The 18,839-nt window shown below is 70.2% G+C and carries 16 protein-coding genes; 3 read left to right on the plus strand and 13 right to left on the minus strand.

The window, feature by feature from the left end; translation table 11 throughout:
- Positions 1-23 precede the first annotated feature (23 nt).
- The 5 genes from ACZ4VI_RS13000 to ACZ4VI_RS13020 form a co-directional block, all read right to left on the minus strand.
- Positions 24-677 (minus strand): histidine phosphatase family protein, encoded by a 654-nt coding sequence (locus ACZ4VI_RS13000; RefSeq protein WP_467999320.1) that lies wholly within the window; start codon positions 675-677, stop codon positions 24-26.
- Positions 674-1,114: a ribosome silencing factor gene (rsfS, locus tag ACZ4VI_RS13005; RefSeq protein WP_467999239.1), complete on the minus strand. Its 441-nt coding sequence runs from the start codon at positions 1,112-1,114 to the stop codon at positions 674-676. The genes ACZ4VI_RS13000 and rsfS overlap by 4 nt, the downstream gene beginning before the upstream one ends.
- Before the next feature lie 80 nt (positions 1,115-1,194).
- Positions 1,195-2,904, minus strand: coding sequence for an LCP family protein (locus ACZ4VI_RS13010; protein ID WP_467999240.1), 1,710 nt, complete (start codon positions 2,902-2,904; stop codon positions 1,195-1,197).
- A 19-nt stretch (positions 2,905-2,923) separates the two neighbouring features.
- Positions 2,924-3,541 (minus strand): nicotinate-nucleotide adenylyltransferase, encoded by a 618-nt coding sequence (gene nadD / locus ACZ4VI_RS13015; protein ID WP_467999241.1) that lies wholly within the window; start codon positions 3,539-3,541, stop codon positions 2,924-2,926.
- A gap of 53 nt (positions 3,542-3,594) precedes the next feature.
- Entirely contained in the window at positions 3,595-3,756 is a 162-nt protein-coding gene (locus ACZ4VI_RS13020; RefSeq protein ID WP_175439045.1) for a hypothetical protein, read from the minus strand.
- Positions 3,757-3,981: 225 nt separating this feature from the next.
- On the opposite strand from ACZ4VI_RS13020, the gene ACZ4VI_RS13025 reads away from it, so the two are divergent.
- On the plus strand, positions 3,982-5,142 hold the full coding sequence (locus ACZ4VI_RS13025) for a M48 family metallopeptidase (RefSeq protein WP_467999242.1): 1,161 nt from the start codon (positions 3,982-3,984) through the stop codon (positions 5,140-5,142).
- Here ACZ4VI_RS13025 and ACZ4VI_RS13030 read toward each other — a convergent pair.
- The 8 genes from ACZ4VI_RS13030 to ACZ4VI_RS13065 all read right to left on the minus strand — a co-directional run bounded on the left by ACZ4VI_RS13030 (position 5,127) and on the right by ACZ4VI_RS13065 (position 14,334).
- Positions 5,127-6,206 (minus strand): SCO2583 family membrane protein, encoded by a 1,080-nt coding sequence (locus ACZ4VI_RS13030; protein ID WP_467999243.1) that lies wholly within the window; start codon positions 6,204-6,206, stop codon positions 5,127-5,129. The two genes, ACZ4VI_RS13025 and ACZ4VI_RS13030, sit on opposite strands and share 16 nt — an antisense overlap.
- A gap of 110 nt (positions 6,207-6,316) precedes the next feature.
- Positions 6,317-6,922, minus strand: a complete 606-nt coding sequence (locus ACZ4VI_RS13035) for an SCO2584 family spore wall biosynthesis protein (protein WP_467999244.1) — start codon at positions 6,920-6,922, stop codon at positions 6,317-6,319.
- Between the two features lie 114 nt (positions 6,923-7,036).
- The gene (locus ACZ4VI_RS13040) at positions 7,037-8,320 is read right to left on the minus strand and encodes a glutamate-5-semialdehyde dehydrogenase (protein WP_467999245.1); all 1,284 of its coding nucleotides are present in this window, start codon (positions 8,318-8,320) and stop codon (positions 7,037-7,039) included.
- A gap of 121 nt (positions 8,321-8,441) precedes the next feature.
- Entirely contained in the window at positions 8,442-8,921 is a 480-nt protein-coding gene (locus ACZ4VI_RS13045; protein WP_467999246.1) for a hypothetical protein, read from the minus strand.
- A gap of 166 nt (positions 8,922-9,087) precedes the next feature.
- Complete coding sequence (proB, locus tag ACZ4VI_RS13050) at positions 9,088-10,215, minus strand: glutamate 5-kinase (protein ID WP_467999247.1); 1,128 nt, start codon at positions 10,213-10,215, stop codon at positions 9,088-9,090.
- Positions 10,216-10,385: 170 nt separating this feature from the next.
- Positions 10,386-10,823, minus strand: a complete 438-nt coding sequence (locus ACZ4VI_RS13055) for a GtrA family protein (RefSeq protein ID WP_467999248.1) — start codon at positions 10,821-10,823, stop codon at positions 10,386-10,388.
- The gene (locus ACZ4VI_RS13060; protein WP_467999249.1) at positions 10,823-11,836 is read right to left on the minus strand and encodes a glycosyltransferase family 2 protein; all 1,014 of its coding nucleotides are present in this window, start codon (positions 11,834-11,836) and stop codon (positions 10,823-10,825) included. Before ACZ4VI_RS13060 ends, ACZ4VI_RS13055 begins: the two co-directional genes overlap by 1 nt.
- Entirely contained in the window at positions 11,833-14,334 is a 2,502-nt protein-coding gene (locus ACZ4VI_RS13065; protein WP_467999250.1) for a YfhO family protein, read from the minus strand. Before ACZ4VI_RS13065 ends, ACZ4VI_RS13060 begins: the two co-directional genes overlap by 4 nt.
- 373 nt (positions 14,335-14,707) lie before the next feature.
- On the opposite strand from ACZ4VI_RS13065, the gene ACZ4VI_RS13070 reads away from it, so the two are divergent.
- Positions 14,708-17,578, plus strand: coding sequence for a bifunctional glycosyltransferase/CDP-glycerol:glycerophosphate glycerophosphotransferase (locus tag ACZ4VI_RS13070; protein WP_467999251.1), 2,871 nt, complete (start codon positions 14,708-14,710; stop codon positions 17,576-17,578).
- 62 nt (positions 17,579-17,640) lie between these two features.
- On the plus strand, positions 17,641-18,747 hold the full coding sequence (locus ACZ4VI_RS13075; protein WP_467999321.1) for a glycosyltransferase: 1,107 nt from the start codon (positions 17,641-17,643) through the stop codon (positions 18,745-18,747).
- The last annotated feature ends 92 nt before the right edge of the window (positions 18,748-18,839 follow it).

The raw sequence follows: 18,839 nt of genomic DNA on the forward strand, positions 1-18,839 counted from the left end.
TGAAATCCGGGTCTGCGGGCGGCTCAGTCGTCGTCGCCGAGGACCGGCTCGGGCAGCGTGCCGGCGTTGTGCTCCAGAAGGCGCCAGCCCCGGGCACCCTCGCCGAGGACGGACCAGCAGCAGTTGGAGAGCCCGCCGAGGCTCTCCCAGTGACGCGCCTCCAGGCCGAGGAGCCGGCCGATGGTGGTGCGGATCGTGCCGCCGTGGCTGACGACGACGAGCGTGCCGTCCTCGGGCAGCTTATCGGCGTACTCCAGAACCACCGGGGCGGCCCGGTCGGCGACCTCGGTCTCGAGCTCGCCGCCGCCCCGGCGCACGGGCTCGCCGCGCTTCCAGGCGGCGTACTGCTCGCCGTACCGCGCCACGATCTCGTCGTGGGTCAGACCCTGCCACTCCCCCGCGTACGTCTCGCGCAGGGCGGAGTCGTGCGCGACGGGGTGACGGGTGATCGCGGCCAGCTCGGCCGCGGTGGCCGCCGCCCGCTTCAGGTCGGAGGCGATGATCGCGTCCGGCTTGAGCGAGGCGAGCAGCCGGGCGGACCGGCGCGCCTGGGCGACGCCGGTCTCGGTCAGTTCGATGTCCGTGGAGCCCTGGAAACGGCGCTCCAGGTTCCACGAGGTCTGGCCGTGCCGCCACAGGACGATGCGGCGGCCGATGCCGCCCTTGGTGGTGCTCAGCTCAGCTCACCGTCCGTCTCCTCGGCGGCGCCGCGCAGCGCGGCGTGCTCGGCGGCCTTACCGCGGGTCTTCAGCGCGTCCTCGGGGAGCGGCAGCTCGGGGCAGTCCTTCCACAGCCGCTCCAGGGCGTAGAAGACCCGCTCCTCGCTGTGCTGGACGTGGACGACGATGTCGACGTAGTCCAGGAGGATCCAGCGGGCGTCGCGGTCGCCCTCGCGGCGGACCGGCTTGGCGCCGAGGTCCTTGTTGAGCCGCTCCTCGATCTCGTCGACGATCGACTTGACCTGGCGGTCACTGGGTGCGGAGGCGAGCAGGAATGCGTCGGTGATCGACAGCACATCGCTGACGTCGTACGCGATGATGTCGTGCGCGAGCCGGTCGGCCGCCGCCTGGGCGGCGGCGTTGACGAGCTCGATGGAGCGATCCGTGGCGGTCACAAGCAGGCTTTCGTCGGCGGTCAGAGACACATCAAGGGTCTCACGTGCCGCCGACCGCCCCGCAAACCATTACGAGCAGGTCACTTCTTGCTCCCGGGGATCTTGTAATCCTCGCCCAGAACCACCGTGACGTCGGCGCTTCCGGCGGGCTCGCCCTTCTTGACGGCGCTGTCCGGGAGGCCGAGCGTCTTGGCCACCTCGCCCGCGGTCGTCTTCTGGGCGTCGTCACCGTAGAGGACCTGCGACTTCTCCTGGGTGTCCGTCTCCGCGCCGCCCACGAAGGCGAAGCCTCCGTTGATCAGGACGACCCGGGCGGCCTCGGTCGCGTCCTTGCCGGTGGCGTCACGGACCGAGACGCGGACCGCCGCGCCCTGCTCCGGGGCGCTGACCTTGCCGCCGAGGATGTCCTTGACCACGCTGGAGGCCGCGTCCTCGCTCAGCGAGCCGTCCTGCTCCACGGGGAGAACCGCCGTCTTGTAGTCGCCGCCCTTGGCGTGCTTGGCCAGCCCGGCGAGCGAGGCACCGAGGTCCTTCTCCGGAAGGGAGGGGTCGAGGATCATGACGAGCGTCGCGATGGTGTCCGCGTTGGCCTTGGGGTCGTCGGACATCTTGCGCAGCACCGCGTAGAGGACCTGGCCGAAGCGCTGGAGCTGCTTGGCCTCGGCCTCGCCGGGCGCCCGGTAGGTCGCGTACGCGACGGCCGCGCGACCGTTGAGCGTCTGGTTCTCGCCCTTGGTGACGAGCGGGTCCTCGCCCTTCTTGTCACTGGGCACGGTGACGTCCGTGGTCAGGTCGATGTTGCTGACCAGCTCGACCAGGTTCTCCAGGTACGGGGTGTCCAGCCGCCAGGTGCCGGTGATCTTCGTACCGAGGAGGTTGCCGATCGCCTCGCGGGTGCCGCTGGAGCCGTCGTCCTCGACGGACTTCGCGAGGGTGGTGGCCGAGCCCTCGTCATTGGCCACGGAGAGACTGTTGGGGAGCAGGACGGTCGTGCCCTGCCCGGTCGTGGTGTTGTCGACCAGGAGGGCGGTGGAGGTGGCGCCGCTCTTGAGGTCGTGGAGATGGACGACGATCGTGTCCCGCTTCTGCGGACCGGTCGCGGTGTTCTGCTTCTGCTCCTCGGCGGACATGCCGGGGAGCTTGCCCGCCGACCAGAGGTAGCCGACGCCGCCGACGGCGGCGAGCGCGAGGACCACGATCAGGGCGACGACCCGGTTGCGGCCGCGGCGTCTGGCCTCCTCGCGCCGCTCGGTGCGGCTCTCGGTGAACTTCAGCCAGTCGATGACGTCTTCGGAGTCCTCGTCGGGCTCCTCGATGAACGAGAACTGCTCGGTGCGGTAGTCGCGCTCGCCGCCGCCGTCGGGCGCGGGGCGCTGGCCCGGCACACCGGCGGGAGCGGCCACCGGGGCGGCCGGAGCGGGCGCCCGGGGGGCCTGCCGGGCCTGAGGGGTGGGGTCCGCCTGGACTGCCCACTGCTGCCCGGTGTCGTACGAGGAGTAGCCGTAGCCGCCCTGCTGCTGCGGCTGCCCGTACGGGTCGTACTGCGGCTGTTGCGGCTGGCGGGGGGCCTGGGGCTGCTGGGGCTGCTGGGGCTGGACGGGCCGCCCGTAGGCGTCGTAGCCGTACCCCTGCTGCTGCGCCTGCGGCTGCTGCGCGGCGTACGGGTCGTACGCGTCGTACGACTGCTGCGCCTGCGGTGGGACCTGCTGGTACACCGGCTGCCCGTACTCGTCGTAGCCGATGATCTGCGGCTGCGGGTAGTACGGGTCGTACGGGTTCTGATCGTTCACCGGTGCCCCTCTCCGAGGCTCACTCGCCGCGGTACAACTGGCGCTTGTCGATGTAGCGCACCACGCCGTCCGGCACCAGATACCAGACCGGATCGCCCTGCGCGACCCTCGCCCGGCAGTCCGTGGAGGAGATGGCGAGCGCGGGAACCTCGACGAGCGAGACCCCGCCCTTGGGCAGACCGTCGTCCGTGAGGTCGTGACCCGGCCGGGTGACGCCGATGAAGTGGGCGAGCGAGAACAGCTCCTCGGCGTCGCGCCACGTCAGGATCTGCGACAGCGCGTCGGCCCCGGTGATGAAGAAGAGGTCCGAGTCTCTGTTGAGGGCGCGCAGATCCCGCAGGGTGTCGATGGTGTACGTCGGGCCGCCGCGGTCGATCTCGATACGGCTGACCGAGAACTGCGGGTTGGACGCCGTGGCGATGACCGTCATCAGATAACGGTCCTCGGCCGGCGAGACGGCCTTGTGGCTCTTCTGCCACGGCTGCCCGGTCGGCACGAACACCACCTCGTCGAGATGGAACAGGGCGGCCACCTCACTGGCGGCCACCAGGTGTCCGTGGTGGATCGGGTCGAACGTTCCGCCCATCACGCCGAGCCGGCGCTTGCCGCGGCCAGTAGGCACTTCCTGCTCTCCCATGCGTGCAGAGCCTACTGGCACGGCAGCGGGCGTCTTCTGTCCGGTCTCCGGGCTCAGCGGTCGCGGTTGAAGCGGGTGGTGATCCACAGCAGCAGAAGCAGCGCACCGAGCGCGCCGAAACCGGTGAGGTAAGGGCTGAGGCTGTCGTGGTTGCCGCCGTGCTCGGCGCCCTCGGCGAGCGTGACCAGGTTGGCGGCGGTGCTGTGGAGGCTCATCTTCAGCAGGACCTATCGATCGGGGACGGGAGCGAGACTTCGCGCACATCGTATGCGGGCCGTCCGGGCACGCTCACGCCGACTCAGTCGTTGTCCGGGCTGTCGTACCTCGCCGTCGTCCCCCACCCCAGAGTTATCCACAGGCTCAGGCGTGCGGGGACCCCAGCACCTAGGCTGGGATGCGTCAGGGGGACGAGCAAGGTCTCGTACGAACAGGGGGCATCCATGACCGAGAAGTCCGACAACGACCGCGGGAACGTGCCGAGCAGGCAGCGCAAGCGCTTCCCCGGCATCTCCTCACGCGCCTACGAGCATCCGGCGGACCGGTCGGCGCTCGTGGCCCTGCGCAGGCTCACCGGCTTCGACACGGTCTTCAAGGCGCTGAGCGGGCTGCTGCCCGAGCGCAGTCTCCGACTGCTCTTCCTCTCCGACTCCGTGCGGGTGAGTGACGCCCAGTTCTCCCACCTCAACGACATGCTGAGGGACGCGTGTTACATCCTGGACCTGGAGAAGGTCCCGCCGATGTACGTCACCCAGGACCCGAAGCCGAACGCGATGTGCATCGGCCTCGACGAGCCGATCATCGTGGTCACCACGGGCCTCGTGGAGCTGCTCGACGAGGAGGAGATGCGGGCGGTCGTCGGCCATGAGGTGGGCCACGCCCTCTCCGGCCACTCCGTGTACCGCACGATCCTGCTGTTCCTCACCAGCCTGGCGGTCAAGATCGCCTGGATCCCGCTCGGGAACGTGGCGATCATGGCGATCGTGACGGCGCTGCGGGAGTGGTTCCGCAAGTCCGAGCTGTCCGCCGACCGGGCGGGACTCCTCGTCGGCCAGGACCTCCAGGCGTCCATGCGCGGTCTGATGAAGATCGCCGGCGGCAACCATCTCCACGAGATGAACGTGGACGCGTTCCTCGCCCAGGCCGACGAGTACGAGAAGGGCGGCGATCTGCGCGACTCCGTCCTGAAGATCCTGAACGTGCTGCCGCGCACGCACCCGTTCACGACGGTCCGGGCGGCCGAGCTGAAGAAGTGGTCCGAGACCCGCGACTACCAGCGGATCATGGACGGGCACTACCCGCGGCGCTCCGAGGACAAGGACACCTCGGTGAGCGGCTCCTTCCGGGAATCGGCCGGGCACTATGCCGAATCGGTGCGGACGAGCAAGGATCCGCTGATGAAGCTGGTGGGGGACATAGCCGGCGGCGCGGGTGACCTGGCGGGCGACCTGGGCGGGAAGCTGCGCAGCCGGTTCGGCGGCGGGGCGGCCCCGCAAGGCGGCACCGGGAGCGGCTCGGATGGCACCAGCAGCGGCTCAGGCACCGGCAGCGGTGGCGACGACGGCAACGACGACGCCCGCGGCAGCGGTCAGAAGGACGGCTGAGCGCTCGGCGCGAGGGTTCCGCAGAGCGAGGAGGCGGCGGGCCGGCCGGTGGCGTACGGGTCGGTGACTGCCGGTCCGCCGGAGTCGGAGGCCCGCTCGCCCGCGAGCAGCGGGCGGAGGGCGCCGCCGGTGTCGGGTCCGCAGGCCTGCGGGCCGGCCTGGACGGTGCTGGCGAGCAGTTCGGCGCGGTGCATCCGCAGGTCCTCGCGGTCGAAGCGGAAGTGCGTCTCGCGGTGGACGGTGAAGAGGGAGGCCTGGCCCACGGGTCCGGCGCCGGAGGTGGCGGGGCGCAGGGCGTAGGTGAAGGTGTGGTCCGCCGTGACTTCCAGCATGTCGGTGGCCGTCTCCGCGAAGCGGAGGGTGCCCTGGACGCGGACGGTGGGGTCCGCCAGGGCGACCTCGGCCGGGTCGAACCGCACGAGCCAGCCGGCCACCGCGTGGCGGCCGTCGTCGCGGGAGGACTCGACGCTCTTGTCGAACTGGGCAAGCTGGTCGGGGTCGAGCAGCAGCCGGGCGGGGCGGACGGTCACACCGGCCAGCACGTCGGGCTCCAGGGAGGAGGCCACGAGGTAGTCCTTGGCGATCGACAGGGCGGTCACCACCTGGCTCTCCGAGAAGTGGGTGGTGCGTCCGGCTACGGGGAGGTTGATGCCGGCGGCGCCGGTGCGGTACTCGGCGGCGGGGCTGTGGGCGAACAGCTGGGCGGGCTCGCCGCCCGGCACCGGGCCCTGCGGGGCGAGCGGGACCACGGTGGTCCGGAGCGGTTCGGCCCGCTGGTCGAGAGGGGGCTGGTAGGGGTTGCGGACACCGAGATAGATGGCCGTACCGAAGGCGAGGAGGATCAGCAGGACCAGCAGGAGGGCCTGGCGGGAGCCGCTTCTGGCCTCCCAGCCGGGGCGGGAGCGTACGGCCTGGGAGTGCTCGCCCATACGCTCTTCCGCGGAGAACTCCTGGAGCCGGGCAGCCTGGACGAACGACTCGTCGAAGACGACGGATCGGTACTCGTCCTCACCACCGCCGGGGTCGGGAACCGGCCCCTCAGGCGGGTCGCCACGCCCTGCCATACCTTCAGAGTAGGTCGGACGCGGCTCGGGTAAACGCCCAGGTACACGACAAGTTCCCAAGAATTCCGACGGAGGTCCGGCCACCTGCGCACAAGCCCGGGGGGCAGGGTTCAGGGCGTGCGGGGAACGGCGGGGACGGGGGGCGCGGAGTATTCGGCGGAGGCCGAGGGCGCGGTGACCGCCGGGGGGTTCGCGCTCGGCTTGTCGATGCCGGTGGTGGCAGGGGCGGGGACCTGGTCCTGGCGGTTGGCGGAGGCGCCGCGGTAGACCGCGGTGAAGGCGAGGGCGACCATGCCGACGCCCATCACCAGGGCGAGCACCCAGGCGACGGGCCGGTGCCAGCGGGCGCTGCCCCGGTAGGGGCGCAGGGCGCCGCCGTGGGGGCCGTAGGGGCCGGAGTCGTCGTCGGGGCCGTCGGTGTCGTACCCGTCGCCGTAGCGGCCGCCGAAGGGGTCCGAGGGGTCGTAGCCGTCCTCGCGGAGCTCGTCGTCGCCCGCTCCGCCGCCGGCCCGGGCGCGGGCGGCCTCCGCCTCGGCGCGCGCCTGCGCGGCCGCCAGGAGGCGCTCCACGGCGGTCGGCTCATGGACTTCGGCGGCCCGTACGAAGTCCTCGTCGAACACCACGGTGGCGAAGTCCTCGTCCGCGCCCCCGCGGTCGTCAGAGTTCTCAGGGTCCCAACCGTCCGGGAACGGCCTGCCCCCCACGTCGTCCGGCACGTTTTTCAGAGTAGACCTGGGAGGTGGATTTGGGCAGGGAGAGTGCGAACCGTTCCCGCCCGTCCTGCTCCCCCGGGGCCCCGTGGGAGCGGGGCCGAACGGGGGATTCGGGGGTTACCGCGTGTGACCGTCGCCGGTCACGATGTACTTGGTCGAGGTCAGCTCGGGCAGGCCCATTGGGCCGCGGGCGTGCAGTTTCTGGGTCGAGATGCCGATCTCGGCGCCGAAACCGAACTGGCCTCCGTCGGTGAAACGGGTGGACGCGTTGACGGCGACGGTCGTGGAGTCGACCAGCTGGGTGAAGCGGCGGGCCGCGGCCTGCGAGGTGGTGACGATCGCCTCGGTGTGGCCGGAGGACCAGAGCCGGATGTGTTCGACGGCCTTGTCGAGGGAGTCGACGACGGCGGCGGCGATGTCGTAGGAGAGGTACTCGGTCTCCCAGTCCTCGGGCGTCGCGGGGACGACGGTGGCCTTGGAGCCCTCGGCGTGGGCGAGGACCCGGTCGTCGGCGTGCACGGTGACGCCGGCGTCGGCCAGGGCGGCCAGGGCCCGGGGCAGGAAGGTCTCGGCGATGTCCTGGTGGACGAGGAGGGTCTCGGCGGAGTTGCAGACGCTGGGCCGCTGGGCCTTGGAGTTGATCAGGATGTCGACGGCCATGTCGAGGTCGGCCTGGGCGTCCACGTAGACGTGGCAGTTCCCGGTGCCGGTCTCGATGACGGGGACGGTGGACTCCTCGACGACGGTACGGATGAGGGAGGCGCCGCCGCGCGGGATGAGGACGTCGACCAGGCCGCGGGCGCGCATGAGCTCCCGTACCGACTCGCGGGACTCGCCGGGGACGAGCTGGATGGCGTCGGCGGGCAGGCCGGCGCCGCCGACGGCGTCGCGCAGGACCTCCACCAGGGCGGTGTTGGAGGAGTAGGCGGAGGACGAGCCGCGCAGCAGGACGGCGTTGCCGGCCTTGAGGCAGAGGGCGGCCGCGTCCACGGTGACGTTGGGGCGGGCCTCGTAGATGATGCCGACGACGCCGAGCGGGACGCGGATCTGGCGCAGGTCGATCCCGTTGGGGAGGGTCGAGCCGCGGACGACCTCGCCGACCGGGTCGGGCAGGGCGGCCACGTCGCGGACGTCGGCGGCGATGGCGCGGACGCGCTCCGGGGTGAGGGTGAGCCGGTCGATGATCGACTCGCTGGTGCCGGCCTCGCGGGCGCGGGCGACGTCTTCGGCGTTGGCCTCGACGATCTCGGCGGTGCGGACCTCGAGGGCGTCCGCGATCGCCAGCAGGGCGTCGTCCTTGGCCGCGCGCGGAAGTGGCGCGATTTCGGCGGCGGCGGCGCGGGCGCGGTAGGCGGCCCGGGCGACCGGGGACAGGTTGTCGAGGGGCGTGAGCGAGGTCATGCCCGCAGGGTACTGGCACCACTGCGGACATCCCTCACGTATCCCGTCCGTATCCCGTAGTCCGAGACAGCGGTCTCAGTACGGGCGGGCCCCGGTCTCAGTACCGCGTGGACACCCGGGCTCAGTACGGGTGGACTCCCACCGGGGCGGCCGGTGGGGGGCCGTAGCCCTCGGCGATGCGCAGGTGGTAGGTCTCGCGGTCGATGACCTCCAGGCCGACGATCTCCCAGGGCGGCAGCTTGGCGCTCTGCCGGTGCTCGCCCCAGAGCCGCAGCGCGACCGCCGCGGCATCGTGCAGGTCACGGGCCTCTTCCCAGTAGCGGATCTCCGCGTGATCGTTGGCGTAGCGACTGGTCAGCAGGAAGGGATGGTCGTGGGCGAGCTGCTCGAGCCCGCGCCTGACCTCCTTCAGCGGGGCCTCGGCGCCCGAGACGCTGAGGGTGATGTGCCAGAGCTTCGAGGCGACCACCGGCCGCTCCTCGCCGCGTGCCTCAGCTGTGTCGGTGTCCTGTCCCTCGTCGAAGTCCGCTCCGGCCTCGACACTGGTCAGGGCGCGTTCGGCAGTGCCTCGGGGCGGTGCCCCCGGGCGCGCTCGTCTCACCGGCGGCCTCCTGTTTGATGCGTGTGGTGCTGTACCCCGCCCTTGTCTTGTCCCCGAGAGAAAGTTGACCAGCCCGAGGGGGCACGTGGGGCGGTTTTGGTAAAGGTCCCTACCGGATGGCCGGTCTTTCGGCCGTTTCTCCACACGCCCCGCCCCAGGGGCCGGATCAGGCGCGGACGACGACCAGGTCGTCGCGGTGGACGACCTCCCGCTCGTACTCCGGACCGAGCTCCCGGGCCAGCTCGGGCGTGGAGCGGCCGAGCATCCGGGGGATCTCCTTGGCGTCGAAGTTGACGAGCCCGCGGGCGACGGCCCGCCCTTCGGTGTCGCGCAGTTCGACCGGGTCGCCGGCCACGAACTCCCCCTCGACGGCGGCGATTCCGGCGGCCAGGAGGGACTTCTTGCCCTGGACGACGGCCCGTACCGCGCCCTCGTCCAGGGTGAGGTGGCCCTGCGGGGTGGAGGCGTGGGCGAGCCAGAGCAGCCGGTCGGCGGAGCGGCGGCCGGTGCGGTGGAAGTACGTACCGGTGTCGCGGCCGGCCAGGGCGTCGGCGGCGCGGCTGGCGGAGGTGAGGACGACGGGGATGCCGGCGGCGGCGGCGATCCGGGCGGCCTCGACCTTGGTGACCATGCCGCCGGTGCCGACGCCGGCCTTGCCTGCGGCGCCGATCTCGACGTGGGCGATGTCCTCGGGGCCCGCGACCTCGGCGATCCTCGAGGTGCCCGGCTTGGCGGGGTCGCCGTCGTAGAGCCCGTCGACGTCCGAGAGCAGGACGAGCAGGTCGGCGCGGACGAGGTGGGCGACGAGGGCGGCGAGCCGGTCGTTGTCGCCGAAGCGGATCTCGTCGGTGGCGACGGTGTCGTTCTCGTTGACAACCGGCAGGGCGCCCATGGCGAGGAGCTGGTCGAGGGTCCGGTAGGCGTTGCGGTAGTGGGCGCGCCGGCTGGTGTCGTCGGTGGTGAGCAGCACCTGTCCGACCCGTACGCCGTAGCGGGCGAAGGAGGCGGTGTAGCGGGCGACGAGGAGGCCCTGGCCGACGCTGGCGGCGGCCTGCTGCCGGGCGAGGTCCTTGGGCCGGCGGGTGAGGCCGAGCGGGGCGAGACCGGCGGCGATGGCACCGGAGGAGACCAGCACGATCTCCTTCTCGCCGCCGCTGCGGACCTTGGCGAGGACGTCGACGAGGGCGTCGACCCGGTCGGCGTCGAGGCCGCCGGACGCGGTGGTGAGGGAGGAGGAGCCGACCTTGACGACGATCCTGCGGGCTTCCGTCACGAACTGCCTTGCCACTGTCACCTGTACCGCCGTCACCTGCGTCGTCCCACTCGGATGTCTGCCAGGCAATCTACGCGAGCCGGGACGGACGGCGCCCGCCCATTCCGCTGGATGGAACGGGCGGGCGGCACCGGATGGCGGCCTGCGGTCGCGGCACCGGACGGCGGCCTGAGGTCAGTGGGTGCCTGAGCTCAGCGGGTGCCGACGCGGTCCGACGCGGCCTCGGCGTCATCGGCAGCGCCGGTCTCCGCCTTCCTGGCGCCGGGCACGAGGATCTTGCGCGACAGCAGATAGGTGAACGGGATGGCCACGACGGCCGCGACCAGCGGCGCGATCCGGTCGTCCATCCCGGCCCAGGTCACCAGCGCGTACAGGCCGACGCTCTGCACCAGGTAGTTGGTGACGTTGGTGAGCGGGAAGAGCGCGAACTTCTTCCAGGTGGGCTTGGTGCGGTAGGTGAAGTACGTGTTGAGGAAGAACGAGCCGATCATGCTGAGCACGAAGGCGATGGAGTAGGCGGCGAAGTACGGCATCCACGGGTGCAGCAGCAGATAGCACCCGTAGAACGTTCCCGTGTTGATCCCGCCGACCAGTCCGAAGCGGACGATCTGGCCGAGCTGACCGCGCATCACATCTCCCGTTCGGTGGCCACCACGCGGACTCGGCCGTCGGTGCGGCCAGCATGGTAGGCGCTGCCGGCGATCGGGCGGCGGGGCTTGGAGCGGTGGGTCTCCTTGACCAGGAAGTGCGGCCGGCGCTTGGTCTCATAGTAGATACGGCCGATGTACTCGCCGATCAGACCCAGCATCATCATCTGGACACCGCCGAGACCCACGATGATCGCGACGAGGGTCACGTAGCCGGGCGCGCTGACGCCCTGGGTGAGGGCGGCCACGGTGATCCAGATGGCGTACAGCGCGGCCAGGCCGGTGAGCCCGAGACCGAGCCAGATCGCGATGCGCAGCGGTCGGTTGTTGAAGGAGATCAGCCCGTCCATGCCGTAGTTGAGCAGGGAGCTGAACTTCCACTTCGTCTCGCCCGCCTCGCGCGCGGCGTTCTGGTAGTCGAAGGTGACGGTGTCGAAGCCGATCCAGGAGAACAGGCCCTTGGAGAAGCGGTTGTACTCGGGCAGCGACAGCAGCGCGTCGACGGCCCTGCGCGAGAGCATCCGGAAGTCGCCGACGCCGTCGGTCAGTTCGACGTCGACCCACTTGTTGACGCCGCGGTAGTAGAGCCGGCTCAGCGCGCTGCGGAGCTTCTTGTCGCCCTCGCGGGTGCGCCGGGCGATGATCTGGTCGTGGCCCCGCTCGTAGAGCTCCAGCATGCGCTCGATGAGCTCCGGCGGGTGCTGGAGGTCCGCGTCCATGATCACGACAGCGTCGCCGCTGGCCTCGCGCAGCCCGGCGAGCATCGCGGCCTCCTTGCCGAAGTTCCGGCTGAAGGAGACGTACCGGGTCTCCTTCTCGAACTCGCCGGCGAGGGCGCGGAGGCGGAGGAACGTGCCGTCCCTGCTGCCGTCGTCGACGTAGCAGATCTCGTACTCGACAGGCAGGGCTCCGAGGACCTCGCGGATGCGGGTGTCGAACTGGTCGATCACCGCTTCTTCGTTGAAGCAGGGGACAACGACGGAGAGCTTGATCATGAGCGTTGACTCCTGGACGACGAGCGAAGGGTACGAGTACGGAGCAGGTGGACCGCGGCGACGCCCAGCAGCAGCGCCGCGGCCGCGGCGCTGGCCGCGAGGCCGAGCGGCAGCCCCGGGGTGCGGTAGGAGCAGGACAGGTGTGAGGCACCGTCTCCCAGCTGCACGGCCATCAGCCCGCCGAGCGTGCGGGGCGTGCGCGCCGGGCCGCCATCGACCGAGCACTGCCAGCCGGAGGTGGCGGGCACCGCGACGACCGCTGTGCCGGTGGTTCCGGGGACGAAGGTGGCGCTGATGCCGTGGCCGGACGCCTCGACGCGCTCGGGGCCGGTGTCGCGCAGGTGCCGTACGGTCCGGTCGAGCGCGGCCCGGTCGAGGCAGCCGACGGGGTTCCGGGGGATGACGTGGCCCTGGGCCGTGCGGATCGTGACCACGATCCTGCCGTCGGCGGGGACGGTCCCGAGGAAGAGCAGCGGGTTGCTGGTCATCGGGTGCTTGCCGTTGGCCTTGACGGTCCTGCCGAGCGCCTCGACCTCCCCGCTCAGCCAGGGCGCGTGCCAGTAGGCCTCCGTGCCCGGGGCGCAGACGGCGGTGAACCGCGCGGCCGTGCCGCCGTCCTTCCCAGACCTGTCGTCGCCGTCACGTACGAACGCGGGCACCTCGTAGAGCCGCGCGCCGAGCACCCGCTCCTGGCGGGCGAAGACGCCGGCGTCGCGGGTGGTGCCGTCGAGGGGTGTGCCGGCGGAGCGCAGCGTGACGAGGGGCGGGGCGGGGGCGGTGCGCTGGACGAATCCGGCGGGGCCGGCGTCCTTGACGAGGTAGCTGCTCACGCCCATGATCGCGCGGCTGACCGGGTCGTTGAAGCTGCGCGTGTGCCGCCCTTGGATGAACCAGCCGGCACCGAGCCCCTGCAGCGTCTCGGCGGTCGTCTCGGGCAGATAGCTGCTGTAGTACCCACCGCCCTGCCCGCCGAGCAGCATGGGGTCGTTGCTCGCGAACGCGTGCGGGCCCGGGTCGGTACGGCTCGCGGGCCACGCGTCCGCCCCCTTCAGCCGCTCGTAGGCGGCGCGCGACTGGCTGTCGTACGTGCGCTTGGGCTTCCACCAGGCCATCGCGTCGCGGATCTGGGTGGTGGACAGGACGGTGTACATCGAGGAGAGGAAGACGGCGCCGGCCAGAGCGACGGTCAGCCCCCGGCGCACCCTGCGGTCCTGCCTGAAGCGGTGCAGCGCGAGGAGCAGAGCGAGGAAGACGAGTCCGCCCGCGGCGAGGATCCAGGGGCCCTGTCCGCTGTTCATGTACGTGGTGGTGCTCACGCCCGCGGCCAGGACCAGGACCACGGCGGCACCGCGGAGCAGCTCCGCGGGGCGGGGCCGACGGGCGAGCGCCAGCCAGGCGACGCACACGAGCACGGCGGTGAGGGCGATCGAGGCGCGGTACGGGCTGCCGTTGGGCATGGCGAGTCCGTGCCAGAGCAGGATCGTGGGCTTCCAGACCAGGGAGGCGGCCACCGCCGCGGTCAGGCCCAGCCAGGCGATCCGTTCCTTGAGCGGCACCCGGGCGATGAACGGGTAGGTGGCGACGAGGAGCAGGCAGAGCATGCCGACGGAGATGTGGGGCACGCGTCCGACAAGCCCGCCGGGGAACAGGTGCGCAAGGTAGCCGGCGATCGGCGGCGGCCCCTTGTAGAAGGCCTCGGGGGCGGGCTGGGACAGCTTGCTCGCCTTGAGGCTGACCGTGAGCACGGGCGCGGCCAGCAGCAATCCGGTGACGGTCATGGAGGTGGCGCGCGCCAGGACGCGGAGGCGTTCCCCGGCGGGCCGCTCGTCCAGCAGCACCCGTGCGAGCAGGACCAGGCCCATACCGAGGGTGGCCATGGCCGCGGTGTAGAAGTTGCCGACCCAGCAGACGGTCACGAGGAGGGCGCCGAGCACCCAGCGCCGGCGGCCCAGGCACCAGTCGTAGGCGATGCCCATCACCGGGACGGCCACCAGGCCCCACATCCACATGGGGTCGGAGAAACCGTCCGAGATCATCCAGGCACTCAGGCCGAAGCAGACGGCGAGCAGGGCGCGCAGCCAGGGACTGCCCTCGTGGATACGGCCGAGGAATACGGTCATGAGCGCCGTGGCGAGCCCGAGGCTGAACAAGGTGACCAGGAACACAGGGAACTCGACGGCGTCCCGGGGGAAGACCCCGACCAGCCACGAGAACGGGTTCATCAAATACGTGAAGAAGTCGGCGAGGAATGGTGTGCCATAGGCGCTGGACCAGTTGAACGCCAGGTCGCCCCCCGCGTCGCCGTGCATCAGGTCCCAGAGATGGGCGTGGAACGGCACGAACTGGTTGCCGAGGTCGTTCACCGCTCGGGACCGGCCGCCGAAGGGGTACGTGCCCTGAATGGCCATGGCCAGGCAGTACGCGCTCATGGACACGACGGCGGCGAACGAGGGCGCGGCCGGCCGCGTTCTTCGGAACTCGGGTGTGTTCCGTTTCACCTGCTGAACGGAACCAACCCCCCGCCGGTGAGCGTCCGTTTCCATGGAGGGATTCAGCACGAGGGCCTTCCTTGGGCACCGAGCTCCCGGGCGCCCCCCGCCCCCTGAATGTCCCGCAAGGTCAGCATTCGTCCCGTCCGTCACTTTCCGTCATCCATTTGTGCACAAACAGGTTATGACCTCATGTGTGTGCATCTGCTAGACGGGCACGGAGCCGAAAGGGTTGCCCTCTAAAATCGACGAGTCCGATCGAGGCGTGCCCCGATCAACAAGGCCCGGACCCCCGGCCCGGACACCTACCCGAACCATCGGACAGTCGGAAAGTGAACGCGAGGTACCGTTGTGGCAGCCTGCGCAAGACAAGTGGATCGAGGTGCCAGTGCCTGACGTCTCAGTGATCGTCATCGCCTACAACGACGCAGAGCGTCTCCCGACGGCCGTGCGATCGGTGTTGGACCAGACACTGCAGAGTGTTGAAGTCGTGATCGTCGACGACTGCAGCAAGGACCGCACCTTCGAAGTCGCCCAGGGACTGGCAGCCGCCCACCCGGAGCAGGTCCGGGCCTATCAGCTGCCCGAGAACAGCGGTGGCTGCGGAGCGCCGCGCAACTACGGCATCCAGCGCGCCACTGGCACCTACGTCATGTTCCTCGACAGTGACGACGTGCTGGAGGGCAACGCCTGCCGCAACATGCTGGAGGCCGCCGAGCGCACACAGGCCGACCTGGTCTCGGGCTTGTGCGTACGCGTCCACCTGGACAGCAGGAACCAGAAGACCACCCAGTGGTACCGCTGGATCTACTCGCAGACCCGGACGCTCGAGTGCATCACCGAGATGCCGGATCTCCTGGTCTTCGACACCCTGTCGACGAACAAGTGCTACCGCCGTGACTTCCTGCTGGAGCAGGGACTCGAGTTCCCGGTCGGGATCCACTACGAGGACCTGCTCTTCTCCGCGCAGGCCTACGTGGCCGCGAGTCGCATCACGCTCATCCCGAACCAGGTCTACTACTGGAACGTGCAGGAGAGCGCGGCGTCGAAGTCGATCAGCAACCGGCGCCACGAGATCGCCAACTTCGTCCACCGCATGGAAATCCACCGCAGGGTGGACCGTCTGCTGGAGGACAAGGGCTACCACGACCTGAAGTTCCGCAAGGACATCAAGTTCCTCAAGCACGACCTCGTCCTGCACCTGCGCGACCTGCCGCTCCTCGGCGACGAGTACCGGCGCGAGTTCGCGAAGCTGGCCAACGGCTACCTCGCCGAGATCGACCCGAAGGCGTACGACGAGGTCGAACCGCTGCAGGCCATCTGCGCCTACCTGCTGACCGAGGAGGACTGGGACAACCTGCTCCCCGCCACCGAGGCGCTCACCAACAAGGGCAGGCTGACGTCCCCGCTCGCCGAGCACGAGGGGGAGATCCACTGGTGCGCCGAGCACATGGACGACCCTGCAGGACGCCGGATCCTGAACGTCACCGAGGCGGGCTACCACACCCGGCCGCTCACGTCCCTCGCGCTGGGCAACCGGCTGACCTCGTACGACAGCACCGACGGAACTGTCCGGCTGGCCGGCACGGTCGTCAACCCACTCGGCCGGATCAAGCCGGAGGCCAAGCTCAGCGCCGTCCTCGAGGTCACGGCCCGCCGCCGTGTCGTCGGGGGCACCTTCCGGTTCCCGGTGACCGCCCTCCGCCACGCCGGCACGGGGATCGAGTGGGAGGCCGAGGCGGACATCGCGCGCAAGGTGCGGCCGCTCGGCATCATCGACGCGGTCTGGGACGTACGTCTCCTCCTCACCGTCGACGGCGAGGATCTCCGCACCCGGGTCTCCGTCGGAGGCATCAGCCTGGACGGGGCCCGTTCGGTGCGGGTCCGCCCACGGCTGACCACGCTGGTCTCGGACCGCTTCACACCCGAGATCACCAAGAAGGGCAACCTGTCCTACGTCCTCACCGCCGAGGGGCGTGCTGCCACCCGCACATCGGCGATGATCGAGGGCGCCATGCACGGACGCGCCGCCGGAGTGGCCAAGACGAGCCTGAACCGGATCCTGCGGGCCAAGCGCAACCTCAATTCCGGCGAGACGAAGCTGCGCGTGTACCACGAGGTGTACAGCAAGCTGCCGATCCGCAAGGGACTTGTGGTCTTCGAAAGCCACCTGGGCAAGCAGTACAGCGACAGTCCGAAGGCGATCTACGAGGAACTGCGCCGCCAGGGTGTCAAGTTCGAGGCGGTCTGGTCCTACTCGGGCGCGCGTCCGACCGGCTTCCCCAAGGACGCGACCCTCGTCAAACGCTGGAGCTGGCAGTACCTGCGCGCGCTGGCCCAGGCCGAGTTCTGGATCGACAACCAGGGGTTCCCGTTCCGGCTGACCAAGCGGCCAGGGACCACGTACATCCAGACCTGGCACGGTACGGCGCTCAAGCGGATGGGCTTCGACGAGCCGACCACCAAGGCCAAGGGCCAGGCCGCCCAGGACACCCTCCAGCGTTCCGTCGACCGGTTCGACCACTTCCTGATCCGCTCGGAGCACGACCGGCGCACGCTCGCCAAGGGCTTCCGGCTGCGCGACGAGAACCTCCTCCCGGTCGGCTACCCGCGGAACGACGTGCTCGTCGCGGCGCGCCTAGAGGAGGCGGAGCGGGGCAGCCGGGAACGGGGGCCGCTCGCGGAAGAGCTGGGGATCGCGCCCGAGACGAAGATCCTGCTGTACGCGCCGACCTTCCGCGCCAACGCGGGCGGAGGCGTACAGCCGTTCGAGCTCCCGTTCGATGTGGAGGAGTTCGCCGACCGGTTCGGCGACACCTACACCCTGCTCATCAGGTCGCACTACCTCAACAGTGTGACCCTGCCGCCGTCACTGCAGGGCCGGGTCATCGACGTCACCCACCACCATGACGTGACGCCTCTGCTCGCCCTCGCGGACGGCCTCATCACCGACTATTCATCGGTGATGTTCGACTACGGGCTGCTCGACCGCCCGATGATTTTCTTCACGTACGACTACGACGAGTACGCCAAGGAGAACCGGGGCACCTACTTCGACCTGAAGGAGAAGGCTCCCGGACCCGTGGTCGCGACAGCGGATGAACTCTTTGGAGTGATCTCCAATCTGCGGGACGAGGCCGACATCAAGTACGCCGCGGCACGGCAGCAGTTCAACGCCGACTTCAGCGAGTACGACCGGGGCGACGCGGCCGGCCGGATCGTCGCCAAGTTCTTCACCAGGAGCGGGAAGTGACCAACCAGACCGCCGTGTCAGGCGGCCGTGACATCTTCATCGTCTCCAACAGCGTGGACGAGATGGGCGGTGTGACCACCTGGACGCACCAGGTGGCCCGCCTGTTCTCCGACCGCGGCCACCAGGTGCACGTCGTCGGGATCACGCCGGCACCCGAGGGGCGCCGCCACGAGTTCCCCGGCACGCTGCCCTATGCGACCACCACGCTGTACGACGCCCATCCCCCGCAGGTCTCCGCAGGCCGCGGAATCAAGGGCAAGCTCAACGCCGTGCAGCGGTGGCGCAGCGCCGCCCGTGCCGCCGGGATGCGGACCCAGGCGGAGAAATTGACAGCGCTGTTCCGGGCCGCGCGGCCCGGAGCCGTGGTGATCGTCACCCAGGTCTGGGCGATGGAGTGGGTCGCTCTGGCCGACACCAAGGGACTCACCGTCATCGGCATGAGCCACGAGTCCTACGCGGCCAGCGCGGCGTCCTCGCGTCGCTGGCGGGTCAAGCGTCTCTACAAGGATGTCGACCGCCTTCTGGTGCTCACCGCGGAGGATGCCGACCTGTGGATTCGCGACGGCATGGACAATGTCGGCCACATCGCGAACCCCCTGCCCTTCATGCCCGAAGCGCCCGCAGCGCGCACCGAGAAGGTCGTCGCCAGCATCGGCCGCCTCTCGCACGAAAAGGGCATGGACATGCTGCTGGACAGCTGGTCCGAGATCGCCGACCGGTACCCCGACTGGAAGCTACGCGTCTACGGAACGGGTGACGAGGAGGAGAACCTCCACCGCCAGTGCACCGCTCTGGGCTTGGACGGATCGGTCGAGTGGATGGGGCGCACCAATGACGTGCTCGGCGCGCTGAGCGGAGCATCGGTGTTCGCGCAGGCCTCGCGTGCCGAGGGCTTCCCCATCACGCTCCTCGAGGCCATGGCCGCCGGCGTACCGTGCGCCGCTTTCGACTGCGCACCGGGCGTCCGGGAGATCATCCGGGACGGGGAGGACGGCCTGCTGTCGCGACTGGGGAACACGCTGGAGCTCGCCTCGCATCTGAGCCTGCTGATGTCCGACAAGGAACTCCGGGACCGGTTCGGTGACGCGGCCTGGAAGAACGTGCGGAGGTTCTCCGACACCGAGATCACCGACCGCTGGGAGGCGCTGTTCTCCTTCCTCCAGCGCTGACCCCGTACAGAAAGGGCCGGGGGGGGGGGGGGGGGGGGTTGTCCCCCCCCCCCCCCTTCTTGGGGAGCCGGCGCGGTACTAGTTGGGGGAGT

The sequence above is a fragment of the Streptomyces sp. NPDC029169 genome (assembly GCF_055563935.1).